Genomic DNA, 13,411 nt, shown 5'->3' on the forward strand with positions numbered 1-13,411 from the left:
CATTGTCCTGTCCACTACCAAATAAATATGTATATTTAACTCGGATTATGCGTTGGGAATCGTAGTGAGAGCTGAAAGTGCAAGAAAATCAGTTAGTTTGGAGGCATTAGCGTAGCAACGCTACGGTTATGCCGAAAACTAAAGTGAAACGACTGATTTTGAAGCAGTTTCAGGTCGCAACACCTGTGCGCCGTGGCGTAGATAGGCTAATGCATATTCCGGGTTTAACTATCACAACCGTTTTATCCATGAAAACACCCGCCGCCTTTATCTTGATGGTCTTTTTTACCGTTGGCATGATTGCCTGCAAAAACAAAAGCAGCCAAAAGGAAGCACCTTTCCCAACCGCAAAAGTCTTTGCCGATGTCAACATCGTCAACATCAATAATGGGCACATCACAAAAGGCCACGTGGTCGTGGATTCGGGCAAAATCCAACGGATACTGCCCGTTTCAGAAGATGAGGCTGATGTGATCCAAGAGGCGGAACTGATCAATGGAAAGGGGAAATACCTGGTGCCGGGCATAGCAGAAATGCACGCCCACCTGCCTTCGGTCATCTGGAATGACCCCCAAATGGAAGAAGTACTTTTTCTCTACCTTTCCAATGGCATCACCACGATCAGGGGAATGCTTGGTCATCACCTACACTTAGAACTCAAGGAAAAAGTAGCTAACGATAAAATCCTCGGCCCCAGAATCTACACTTCCAGTCCTTCTCTAAACGGCAATACCGTCACCAGTACCGAACAGGCTACTGAAATGGTCACCGCTTACCAAAAGGACGGCTTTGACTTCCTCAAGCTTCATCCCGGCCTAAGACTGCACGTCTTTGACCAAATTGTCAAAACAGCCAAGGAAGTCAATATCCCCTTTGCAGGACATGTTTCTTCCTTGGTCGGGATCAGACATGCATTGGAAAGCGGCTATGCCAGCATTGACCATGTGGATGGTTTTCTGGAAGGCCTGGTGCCGGAATCAGCAGGGGTAAATCCTACCGAAAACGGATTTTTTGGCTATAATTTTACCGATAAGGCAGACACCACGCTCCTTCCAGACCTGGTAAAAATGACCAAAACTCATCAAGTTTGGGTGGTCCCCACCCAAAGCTTGTTTACCAGATGGTTTTCTCCTACCTCTGCGGAGCAATTGGCCTCGGAACCAGAAATGGAATACATGGCCCCTGAAGTCATCGAAAATTGGATCAACAGTAAAAAGAACCTTACCGAAACGAAAGGTTACAGTACTGAGCAGTGGGAAAAATTCCTACAAATCAGAAAAAAACTCCTCCGTAGCCTTCAAGAAAACGGTCACGGACTGCTCTTGGGCTCAGATGCTCCACAGGTATTCAATGTCCCCGGATTTTCAATCCAACATGAAATGCAGGCGATGGCAGATGCCGGTTTAAGTCCCTTGCAAATCCTCCAAATGGGCACGATAAATCCAGCCCGGTATTTTCGAGAGGAAGGAAATTTTGGAGAAATCACCGAAGGCGCCAGTGCTGACCTGATCCTCTTAGACAAAAACCCCTTGGAGGACATTGCTAATATGCAGCGTCCACATGGCGTTATGGTAAGAGGTACATGGATGAGCCGTGAACAGATCGACCAGAGACTAAAGACCATAGCCGACAAATACGACGAATTAAAGAAATGACATCGGTAATTATCACCAATTTGGTCCTCCCCATTTCCTGCCAGAATGATAGACCAGCCGTCCTTTTTGGATTTCCAGCGGGGATTCGATGTTGTTAAGAAAAAGCTGCCCTGTCCCTAAGCCCTGTGGCAATGTGGTACAGTAAGTAGAAGTAAGCTGAGCAATGGCATTAAGGCCGATATTGCTCTCCAGTGCAGACGTCATCCACCAGCCAATATTTCGATCCTCGGCTAATTGGATCCATTTTTTGGTAGCGCGAATACCTCCCAACAAAGTAGGTTTTAGGATGATAAAAGGAGGTCTTATCTTATCCAGTAAAGCTGCTTTTTGATTTCGTCCGGTCACCCCAATCAGTTCCTCATCCAAAGCAATCGACAGTGGACTGGAGGCACATAACCGCTGCATTTCTTGATGTTGTCCCGCCTTGATGGGCTGCTCAATACTGTGCAGGTCAAATTCGGCCAACTGGGACAATTTCCCCATAGCTTCCTCTGGTGGAAAGGCGCCATTGGCATCCACCCGCAAGGTAATGTCATCAGCAGAAAAGCGCGCACGAATACCGTCTAACAACCGGCACTCCTCCTCAAAATTTATCGCTCCTATTTTCATCTTAATGCACGAAAAACCTTGCACAAGCTTATCTTCGATCTGCCGGTGCATAAACGCCGCATCTCCCATCCATATGAGGCCATTGATGGCAATTTTTTCCTGTCCTTTGTAAAAATCATTGGCCATAATCAGCTTTTCACCTCCATGATAGAGATCTAGTAAAGCCGTTTCGAAAGCAAAGCGTACACTGGGACAATTGTCAGGCACCAACTCCTCGCACAGGTCCAATATGGCTTCTTCTTCCCACTCTACAGCTACCTGGGACAATTTAACCACCAATGCCTCCCATATCGAGGGCAGGTCAAGCCCATCTTCTGGACTGAGGTTTGGCAAGGGGCCTGCCTCGCCCCAGCCCACCCTATCCGGATTATCCGTTTGCCACACCTTCAAAAAATACGAATCTTTCGTTTTTAATACTCCCCTCGAAGTGCCTGCATCAAATTTAAAATCCAAGGTATATCGGTACCATTTGGCGTTTACTTTAGTGGGATTTGGCTGCTTATTGTTCATGTCTGATCGTAATGCCTTATATTTGCTGTCCGAAAAACAAAGCTAAGGGAATCAATGGTAAATTACCTTTCCCAAGTCTGAAAAATCCCAACATCTAAGAGGTAAACGAATGGACACCACTTCTGAAATCAAGCTTTCCGATTATCAATACGAACTTCCTGAAGACCGCATTGCCAAATTCCCTTTGGAAACGCGTGACCAATCCAAACTACTGCATTTTGAAGCGGGAATCATCGATCACCATAGGTTCTATGATCTCCCCGACTTACTACCGTCCAATACCCTTATGGTGTTTAACAACACCAAAGTCATCCCAGCCCGCCTGATTTTCCAAAGGGCCTCGGGGGCCAAAATTGAAATCTTTCTGCTCCAGCCCGTTGCCCCAAGTACCATCATCAACGAAACCATGATGCATACCGGCCCGGTCACCTGGCAGGCCATGATCGGTAATTTGAAGAAGTGGAAAGATGGTGAAGTACTCGAAGGAAAAATAATGGCCAATGGCAACGAAATGACCATCAAAGCGGTCCTTGAAAACCGTGAAGAGCGTCTGGTGAAAATAGACTGGGAAGATGACAGTCTTTCCTTTGCCGCTGTGGTGGAAGCCGTGGGAGAAGTCCCCCTGCCTCCATACCTCAACAGAACAGCCACCAGTGAAGACAAACCCCGCTACCAAACCGTTTACTCCTTAAAAGAAGGTGCTGTGGCTGCTCCCACTGCTGGCTTACATTTCACTGATGAAATCCTAGGAAAACTTACAGATGCCGACATCAAAACCGACTACCTGACACTTCATGTAGGTGCCGGCACATTCCAACCGATCAAAGAGGAAATAGTGACCCACCACCCCATGCACAGCGAACAGGTGGTGGTCACAAAAGAAAATATTGAACATTTCCTTGCGCATGACGGCAATATCGTAGCTGTAGGCACAACTTCCATGCGCTCCTTGGAAAGTATCTATTGGTATGGGATAAAACTACTACACGGTGAAAGCAAAGAATTCCAAATCCAAAAACTTTACCCCTATCAAAAACACCTGAAAAAGGCCTCCTTAAAAGAGAGTTTGCAGGCAATATTGGATTTAATGAATGCAGAAAACCTGGTCGAAATCACTGGCAGCACTGAGATTTTTATCATGCCGGGCTATGAATTCAGGGTTTGCAATGGGCTCCTTACCAATTTTCACCAACCCGCCTCCACACTGATACTCCTCGTAGCAGCGTTTACCAAAGGCGATTGGCACAAAATCTACCATGAAGCCCTAACACACGACTACAGGTTTCTGAGCTACGGAGATAGTAGTTTACTCTGGCACCATAAAAAGGCCTAAGCCCCGGCGCCAAGCTTATTTATTCCATGGATGAGTTTTTGATAATACGTCCGGCCGACAGGAACCCGCTCCTGCTCGATGGTCACTTCCTTGGGTGATATGGTGGTTATCCTGTCGAGTCTTACGAGGTATGATTTATGAATCCTCACAAATTCCTCCTCTGGTAATATCGCTTCAAATTCCTTTAGGATATTTCGCAGTGAATATACCTTATCCTTTGTCACCAAAGTGGTATAATTTCCATCCCCTTTAAGCCAAAGTACATTTTTGAACTTCACACGCCGAAGACAGCCCTTGTCTCGTACAAACAAGGCATCTTTGATCAACAGCTCATCGTGTTCAGAGTGGTGGTTCTCTAGGTTTGAATCTTTTTTATTCATTGCAGTCCCGTGATGATAGATTACTTCTCCCATAGTTTTTTCCTTTTTTTGGAGAGTTATTACATTAAAAACTTAAATCAGTTAACAATAATTGTATAATTGACTATGCCATAATTCAGAAGCCTACAAAACTCAAAATATGGGTTCAGATCCCCTATATTCCGACCGTAATCAGTATCAAAAATGAAATGACCAGTTGATTTTGTGGGCTCCTCAATTACTTATCTGCATAAATATAAACATAATATACATATTTATGTATTCAAAAGTCATTTTTTTTGATAAAAATAAAAAAATAATAGCCTGACATTTCGAGAATTTCCCGAATGCCAGGCTATTTCACAATCTATTTTATGCTGATTATCAGGCCTCAGGCTGATATTGTTCTTCCAATTCTTTCAGTTTTTTACTGCCATAGGCAATTTTAGTAATCACCACATAAAGGACAGGCACCACAAAAATAGCCAAGAAAGTCGCGGCAAGCATCCCGCCGATCACTGTCCAGCCAATGGTCTGTCTGGCCACGGCCCCTGCACCATTGGAAAGTGCCAAAGGAACCACCCCGAGAATAAAGGCCAAAGAGGTCATCACAATCGGCCTCAATCGAAGCTTAACGGCCTCAATCGTGGCAGCCAATAGCGGCATTCCAGCATCCACACGTTCTTTGGCAAATTCCACTATCAAGATGGCATTCTTCGCAGCAAGACCGATCAAAGTCACCAATCCAATCTGGGCATATACGTTATTGTCAAGCTTTGGCAGGAAGGTCAAAGCCAAGATCGCACCAAAGGCACCCAATGGCAGGGCCAACAATACTGAAAATGGAACCGACCAACTCTCATACAATGCAGCCAATAACAAGGAAACCAAAATGATCGCCAAGGCAAAGATCAAGATCGTCGTATTACCGGAGGCCAACTCCTCCCTACTCAATCCAGAGAAATCATACCCATATCCTGCCGGCAATACTTCTGCGGCCACTTCTTCCAATGCCTCCAGTGCCTGGCCACTACTGTAACCTTCTGCGGCATTACCATTAATTTCAGTAGATCTGAACAGGTTATAGTGGTTGATCACGGGGGCATTTTCCACCACTTCATAGTCCACCACAGCTCCCAGCGGAACGGACTTTCCTTGTCTGTTCATGACATAATATTGATCCAAGTCCTTGATGTCCATTCTGTAGGCGGTATCTGCTTGGGCCACTACGCGGAAATTACGACCGTAACGGGTAAAGTCATTGACATAGGAACTTCCCATATAAGTGGACATGGTCGAGAACACATCAGAAATCGCCACTCCAAGTTTTTTGGCCTTCTCACGATCCACAGTCACATGGTATCCAGGCGTCTGCGCCGTAAAGAAACTATAGGCCATGGCTATTTCCGGGCGCTGGTTAGCTGCTCCCAAAAACTGCCCAACCACTTGTTCAAACTCTTTGATGTCCCCACCAGAGCGCTGCTCAAGCATAAAGCTAAAGCCACCGGTTTGCCCCAAGCCCGGAATGGCTGGCGGTGGCACCACAATGATATTGGCTTCTTTGATGGCAGCAAATTTTTGGTTCAGCTGCGCGATCAAACCAAAGAGTTGCTTTGAAGGATCCTGACGCTCATCCCATGGATCCATCTGGATAAAGAACGTACCACTGTTTGACTTAAAGGAAAAGTTAATCGCGTTTAAGCCTCCAATACCGGTTACATTACGGATACCATCCGTGCTGGTAATCATCTCTACCATTTCGTCCATGATCGAACGGGTCCTGCTAGTGGAAGAACTCTCGGGAAGTTCGAGGGAAATAAACAACCTTCCTTCATCTTCTGTCGGCAAGAAACCGGTCGGTTTTGCCTGGAAGAGTCCCACTGTACCGGCATAAATACACACCAAGATGATAAGTACCAGTGGTGTGGCTTTGATACTTTTCTTAACACCATTTCCATATGAACTGGTCACCCGTTCAAACCAGACATTAAACTTATAGAAGAATTTATTGATCCCTCGGGAACCTTTCTTCACCGCTGTCGGCTTCAGCAACAAACTACATAGGGCAGGTGTCAATGTCAAGGCCACAAAGGCGGAAATCAATACGGAAATCGCAATGGTAATGGCAAACTGCTGGTACATCCTCCCCACGATCCCTGGAATAAAGCCTACCGGAATAAATACCGCAGCCAAAATCAAGGCTATGGCAATTACCGGAGCGGTAATATCCTTCATCGCAAGCATGGTGGCTTCCTTCGCAGATACCCGCTTGGAATCAATATAATGCTGGGCAGCCTCTACCACCACAATCGCATCATCCACCACGATACCGATCGCCAATACAAAACCAAACATCGTCAGGGTATTAATGGTAAACCCTAGCGGAATGAAGAAAATAAAGGTACCGATGATCGAAACCGGAATGGCCAAAATAGGAATCAAGGTCGCTCTCCAACTTTGCAGGAAGAGGAATACCACCACGATCACCAATATCAAAGCCTCTACCAATGTGTGCAGTACTTCGTCAATCGATACCTGCACCACCGAAACAGATTCAAAAGGAACCACATAATCCATATCAGCAGGGAAGGTGGCCTTCATTTCATCAAGTGCGTTATATATCCCTTCTGCCGTATCGATCGCATTACTGCCTGGTGCCTGATAAACCAATAGAATCGCTGCCGGCTCACCATTAACGGTAGAGAACCGGCCATAGTCAAATTCCCCAAACTCTATTCGCGCCACATCCTTCAGGTAAACCAAGCTTCCTGATGCAGGGTCTGTCCTTACGATGATGTCTTCAAACTCCTCTTTTCGCTCAAGTTTACCATTTACCGTAATTGGATACTCAAAAGTCTGGGAAGAAAGCTGGGGCATCCCCCCTACCGTACCCGCTGCCACTTGGAGGTTTTGCTCCTGAATAGCGGCGGTCACTTCGGTCGTAGAGATGTTGTATTGCGCCAGCTTATCTGGCTTCAGCCATACCCGCATACTAAAATCCTGTCCAATGGCATTAATATCACCGACTCCAGGCACCCTCAAAAGGGCATCCTTGACGAAGATGTTGGTGTAATTGGAAAGGAACTTGGTATCGTGGGTACCTTTCGGTGAATACAAACTGATCACCATCATGATACTGGGGTTCCGCTTACGCACGGTCACACCAAGGCGTTTTACCGCTTCAGGGAGACGGGGTTCTGCAATACTCACCCGGTTTTGCACATCCAGCGTGGCGATGTCAATGTCCGTACCCACGTCAAAAGTGACATTCATATTCATCTGCCCAGTACTGGTATTGGTACTGCTGATGTATGCCATCCCTGGCGTACCGTTCACTTGTGTCTCGATGGGTGTCGCCACGGTTTGCTCCACCGTTTTGGCATCGGCACCCGTGTAGTTAGCGGAAACAGATACTACTGGAGGCGTAATATCTGGATACTGTGTCACCGGTAGGTTGACGATGGAGATGGCCCCTACCAATAAAATGACTATAGAGATCACCATCGCCGTCACCGGGCGTTTAATAAAAACTTCGGATATCATAAAATTATCTTACTTTGGCGTTATAAAGGATTGGTTTAGCTTAGGCATCTATTTGTACCTTCGCGCCTTCTCGTAGTTTCTGGATACCTTCCACTACTATTTTTTGACCAGGCTTAAGCCCTTCTCTGACCACTATCTCAGCACCCACTTTGGTCCCCAATAGGACGTTCTGCTGGTGCACGACACTGTCATCCCCTATTACATAGACGAAATATTCCCCCATCTGCTCGGTCACGGCTTTGTACGGAATGGCAATTTGGTTGCCGATATCCTGGTTAAGTACTCGGAGGTTCAAGGTCATGCCCGGGATCAATTCTCCCGCTGGATTTGGAAATTCTACGCGCATATTGATCGTTCCTGACTGTCTGCCCACAGCCCGATCTATGGTGGTCAGTTCTCCATGATGTTGATAGACATCATTTTTCCCAAACTGAATGGTGAAGGTAGAGTCGGGAAGATTTTCATTTCGCATCATCTTACTGAACCTTCTTACATCCCGCTCATTTACCACAAAATCCACCAATACTGGATCATTGGATGACAGGGTATTCAGGAGGCTTTGGCCAGCAGACACTTGGGCACCCAGTCTCACTTGTGAAATCCCCACCGTTCCGGCAAAAGGTGCATTGATCACGGAGTAATTATAATCTGTCAATGTACTTCTCACCTGCGCTTCGGCCGAAGTAACCTGTGACTCAGCCGTCAGGATATCAGCCCTGGCATAGTCCAATTGCTGCTTGGCAATCGCATCTTGCTTGTCCAAAGCTTCGTAGCGTTCCAAGTCTTTCTTCACACGCTCCAAATTCGCCTTGGCACTTTTCAGTGTCGCCTGGGCTTGCTCATAAGCCGCCTGATATTTGCTCCTGTCTATTTCATAAAGCTTCTGGCCCTTGGTCACTTCTTGGCCGTCTTCAACAAATATCTTGGAGATATACCCACTTACTTGCGGCCTGATCTCCACTTCATTTAATGGCACGACAGTACCTGGATACAAGTCCAGCCCCGTCACATGCTTGCTGGTAACCGAGGTAGCGCGCACGGAGACCGCTTGCTGCCCTTGGCCTGCTTGCGTATTGGCTTCCGAACCACAAGAACTCACCACTCCTGCGACTCCCACAACGAAAATTATCCACAAAAACTTTTTCATTTCCCGATTGATTATTTGCTGTTTAGTTGATTTCTATATTTCCCAATGCTCTGTCCAGGTCGATCCTGCTGGACATTAAATTGTACATGGCATTGAAGTGGCTCAGTTGAGCTGTCCTCAATTCCGTCTCTGCCACGATCAGGTCCACATATGCTTTGATACCCTCATCGTATTGCAGCTTGATGATATTGTACACCTCCTCTGCCAGTTCCATGTTCTCCTTGATGGTCCTCCATTCATAGAGATCACTTCTATAATTGGCGAGTGCTGTTTTATATTCAGTGTTGATCTGCTTTTCCAGGTTTTGCTTTTCCACAGACACCTTTTCTTGCTGCAATTCCGCAATCCTGATATCCTGGTGCCTTTTCCCACCTTGGAAAATCGGCAGTGATAGGGTCAGCCCTAGGCCTGATGTCGGATAGCTCCTGTCATAAAGCTGAGAGAACGAATTGTTGAAATAAAGCCAATTGTAATTGTAATTGGCCGTAAGGGTGGGCATGTAAGCCCACTTTTGATAGCCTGTATTCAGCTGAGCCAAACTCTCTTCTGTCTGGATCTGTTGATATTCTATCCTATTTTCAGGGAGCATCATTTGCGTGGTATCCACAAATGCCTTTTCCTCCATGGCGTCATAATTATAGTCCAGTGACAAATTAGCATCAACAGGATATCCCATCAGCTGTTTCAAGTAAGCCAATTTGGCTTCCACACTCTCATCTGCCCTGCGCTTATTGCTACGGGTATTGGAAAGTGTGATCGCTGCACGCTGATAGTCGGTCTTATCCACCAATCCAGACTCATACCGGCTCTTGGCATCGTTGTACTGCTTCTGGAGTCTCATCAGGTTTTCATCGATGATCTTTAGCTGCTCATACGTCAGGAGCACATCATAAAATGCCTTGCTGACATCCACCACAGTCGCTATCTCCACATTGACAATGTTTTGATCCCACTGTTGCTTGATGTACTTGGAAGTCCTCCCCGCAAAAATCTGGTCCCTGTTGATCAGGTTTTGATCTACTTGAAGGGAAATGGATGAATTATAATTTTGACCAAACGTGATCAGCTGGTCACCGATAATCTGCTGTTGTAGTTTTATGTTCCTTGTACCTGCAGCAGAAGCTGTAATCTGGGGAAACCAACCTGAAAGACTGGATTTGATCTCTCGGTCTCCGATCCGCTCATCCAAAAAAGCCTGTTGCATCGCAGGGCCATTATCCAGGGCATATTGTATGCACTGATCCAGTGTCAACTCCAGCTGACTCTGGCTTCCCATGACCTCCTGTCCATACAAAAAGCTGGGTAAAAACAAGTACCCCGCTATAAGCCATAAGAGTACACGATTTCTCATTTTCATAAAATTATTGATTGAAATCACTTAATTGATACGTATTTATTATAATTAAACTATTGCTACACGTGATAAAAGGTTATCTGGGTCTATTTGAGCTTATATTAAAAAAGCGGTTAGGGTTGTTTTCTTATACCATCCCAAACGATCTCTGCAATCTCTCCAAGGTTGATAGCATCGAGGTTCATTTTTTTATTGTGATGAAGTGCTACTTTGACAGAACTGACGATGCTTCCATGCACCATAATGGCCAAAATTTCTGGTCTCGCCCCCATCCGAAGTGCTCCGCTCTCAATACCACTTTCAAAAAACCTCCGCATCCAGCTATACCAAATATTGTCTTTCACCTGCATCTGGTCCGTAAAGTAAGGGGAGTTATAAAATTGCTCCAAAAACCGTTGTATGGATGCCTCTTTGATGTAAAACTGCTTCATCGTATGCCAAAACCGCATAAACCTGGCTTTAAAATCCAAACTGGTGTCATCAGATGCTTCAGCCACACTGACCAGCTTTCCCACCACATAGTGGTAAAGTTCCATGATCAAATCATCCTTGTTTTTGAAGTGATGATAAATTGTCCCTGCTGCTACATTGGAATTTTTTGCCACCATACTCATGGGACACCCATGAAAACCATGATCCCTGATCAATTCCAATGTAGCCTCAAGTATAATTTCCTTCTTATTCATTTTCTTTCTCCATAAAACCGAATGAACATTCAATCAATTTCAACAAAGTTTAGTTCCATGAATCAATTATTTTTACTTTTTTTTAAATTACAGAAACTTAAGTGGCTCTAAATCAACTTAAAACTTTACCACTTTTCCACATGTAGTCATCCAAAATATAGCTGACATAGCACCCTTTGCCATGCCAAGACTACTATTACCCATCTTAACTATCAGTTACCAATAACCTCACATAAAAAAGTAAAGTTCTCTTAAATTAAACAAATGTTTGAATTGGTGATGTACGGTTATTTGCGTGGATAAACCTTCCTATTTCGGAGATTAAATATCATAGCGAAAAATAATTCGATTTTTGATCGAACAGTAGCTTTGGCTAAAAAAAGCGGTTAAGTAGTTGAATGTTAATGATTATAGTATAACGGTCTAAACGTCAAAAATCAATCAAGTGTAATCATTCCAGACTCAAAATTGGTGTAATCAATGCACTTAATCATTTTTATCAGTGTATCGGCAAACTCTTGTTTGCATATAGAAACTCCGTACGAAAATGTGTCATGTTCAATCGGATATATTCTTCTCTCATCAAATAAACGGGACAAATCAGCCTTACTCTTTGCCCTCACCAGTAAATGATCCACGTCCAATGGACTATTCACTACAGACAAAAATCCGTTTGTAGAAGTTATCAGCATATGTAATCTTGTTTTAGTAAATATTTAATGAATGATAGAATATTTAGCTATTTTTTAATTCTTTTCCCAAACACATGAAAAACAAGCATTTGAACACCAAGCAGCAAAATTATTAATAAAAAACAGGAAAATTTCAATTTTTTTAAAATATCTCCCTACTTCTTTTGATAGTCAGTCATTAGGATAAAAGTAACTAGAGATTTCTAAAAATGCAATGAAAACAGCTGACATAATATACTTTTTACCAATTACTTAACAGAAAATAAAAGCAACTTAAAAGTCCGATAACAAATTCTACCACATAAAAAATACCCCAAACAAGGTATTTTCACAATCAATTTTATGCTATTTAAATACATTTTTTATATATATTACTTTTGTTGACTGACTATAAATATTTTTATTTAATAAACTAAACTTCATACCAACATTGGATTTCAACCTAATGAACCATTTTGGGATCATGCATTATTTCTGAGGAGACGAATATTGACATGATCTTATGAAAGAGAATTTCATACCATTAAAACGGTGGGCTTCCTCCATCCGCCCGATTGGGTTTTACTGGAATTTTGTGGGAAATAGGGAGGGAAATGCAGCTAAAACATTAAACGTTGGGTGGGCAAATTTACCACGAGCTTCACCCAGGTTAAGAACGTGTCACTCCGCTGGAGCTAGCTTTCGAGTGCAATCTTTCAATGCAGGGCCAACATACCCTTGGTGCCTTTGTGGAATTTTTTTTTAACGGTGGTTTTGCCATTAAGAAAACTGGCAGCCACCCAACTTTTACGCTTGATACTTTATCAGTGTTCATCTGTGGCCAAATAGAAACCAAAGGTGACACTGAATATATTTACCCATAGAAATTAGCACCCCCATCTTTTCTGCTTGATCCCATTTCTTTCAATGCAAGGCCAACATCCCCTTGGTACCTTTGTGGCATTATTTAAATGCCAGTACCCAACTTTTACGCTTGGCTCTATATTTGTCTTGGTGAAGCCTCTAACAGAAGGACGCCAGGATAAAAAGTAAAAAGGTCCAGAAAAAATCCCTGAACCTTTTTTTTCACCAAGTTTGACATATTAAAAAATCAACGAAAAGAATCTTTGAGTGCTCTCAATATTTTTAAAATGGTCTTATCCTTAATCTTTTTCTCCAAATATCCGTGATCCAGATGATCCATCTTTACCACGCTCATTAATGTATTCCATAATTTCATTTCCCCAAGCTGCTCACACGCTTCCAAATTTCGTTCAATCGCTTCCTTTCCCCAAACATCCTTCACAGCTGCAGACTTTCCTTTCAACATCACTTTGATCTCAAAAGCCATATCGTAAAAGTCGTAGTAATAATAGGCAGCTTCTGGTGTGAGCTCCTTGCCTATTATGTTTTCCACCCTGCTGAATTCTCTTTCCATTAACGGAATGAAATCCAACACACCTTTTGGTTTTCCGAATACGTCCATTTCAGACAATAATACATGATCGGAAAAATCTTGATTCAGCTTCATATCCATACCTTTT

9 protein-coding genes are annotated in these 13,411 nt (G+C 43.9%); 2 read left to right on the forward strand and 7 right to left on the reverse strand.

The genetic code is table 11. The features are described 5' to 3' along the window. Positions 1 to 248: 248 nt before the first annotated feature. Entirely contained in the window at positions 249 to 1,655 is a 1,407-nt protein-coding gene (locus FDP09_RS18015) for an amidohydrolase family protein (RefSeq protein ID WP_137403985.1), read from the forward strand. 12 nt (positions 1,656 to 1,667) lie between these two features. Here the strand turns inward: FDP09_RS18015 and FDP09_RS18020 are convergent, their stop codons facing one another. Then, a complete protein-coding gene (locus FDP09_RS18020) occupies positions 1,668 to 2,774 on the reverse strand; it encodes an o-succinylbenzoate synthase (protein ID WP_137403986.1) in 1,107 nt (368 codons plus the stop codon). Between the two features lie 109 nt (positions 2,775 to 2,883). Here FDP09_RS18020 and FDP09_RS18025 point away from each other — a divergent pair, with 109 nt between their 5' ends. Next, a complete protein-coding gene (locus FDP09_RS18025; RefSeq protein WP_137403987.1) occupies positions 2,884 to 4,107 on the forward strand; it encodes an S-adenosylmethionine:tRNA ribosyltransferase-isomerase in 1,224 nt (407 codons plus the stop codon). Here the strand turns inward: FDP09_RS18025 and FDP09_RS18030 are convergent. The 6 genes from FDP09_RS18030 to FDP09_RS18060 all read right to left on the reverse strand — a co-directional run bounded on the left by FDP09_RS18030 (position 4,104) and on the right by FDP09_RS18060 (position 13,398). Further along, the gene (locus FDP09_RS18030) at positions 4,104 to 4,520 is read right to left on the reverse strand and encodes a LytR/AlgR family response regulator transcription factor (RefSeq protein WP_137403988.1); all 417 of its coding nucleotides are present in this window, start codon (positions 4,518 to 4,520) and stop codon (positions 4,104 to 4,106) included. The genes FDP09_RS18025 and FDP09_RS18030 overlap by 4 nt on opposite strands. A gap of 330 nt (positions 4,521 to 4,850) precedes the next feature. Further along, on the reverse strand, positions 4,851 to 8,009 hold the full coding sequence (locus FDP09_RS18035; protein ID WP_137403989.1) for an efflux RND transporter permease subunit: 3,159 nt from the start codon (positions 8,007 to 8,009) through the stop codon (positions 4,851 to 4,853). Positions 8,010 to 8,049: 40 nt separating this feature from the next. Then, positions 8,050 to 9,156 (reverse strand): efflux RND transporter periplasmic adaptor subunit, encoded by a 1,107-nt coding sequence (locus FDP09_RS18040; RefSeq protein ID WP_137403990.1) that lies wholly within the window; start codon positions 9,154 to 9,156, stop codon positions 8,050 to 8,052. Positions 9,157 to 9,178: 22 nt separating this feature from the next. Beyond that, positions 9,179 to 10,513 (reverse strand): TolC family protein, encoded by a 1,335-nt coding sequence (locus FDP09_RS18045; RefSeq protein ID WP_137403991.1) that lies wholly within the window; start codon positions 10,511 to 10,513, stop codon positions 9,179 to 9,181. A 110-nt stretch (positions 10,514 to 10,623) separates the two neighbouring features. After that, the gene (locus FDP09_RS18050) at positions 10,624 to 11,196 is read right to left on the reverse strand and encodes a TetR/AcrR family transcriptional regulator (protein WP_137403992.1); all 573 of its coding nucleotides are present in this window, start codon (positions 11,194 to 11,196) and stop codon (positions 10,624 to 10,626) included. A gap of 1,782 nt (positions 11,197 to 12,978) precedes the next feature. Further along, positions 12,979 to 13,398, reverse strand: a complete 420-nt coding sequence (locus tag FDP09_RS18060; RefSeq protein ID WP_137403994.1) for a hypothetical protein — start codon at positions 13,396 to 13,398, stop codon at positions 12,979 to 12,981. Positions 13,399 to 13,411: the final 13 nt, after the last annotated feature.

The sequence above is a fragment of the Echinicola rosea genome, from assembly GCF_005281475.1.
Taxonomy (GTDB): domain Bacteria; phylum Bacteroidota; class Bacteroidia; order Cytophagales; family Cyclobacteriaceae; genus Echinicola; species Echinicola rosea.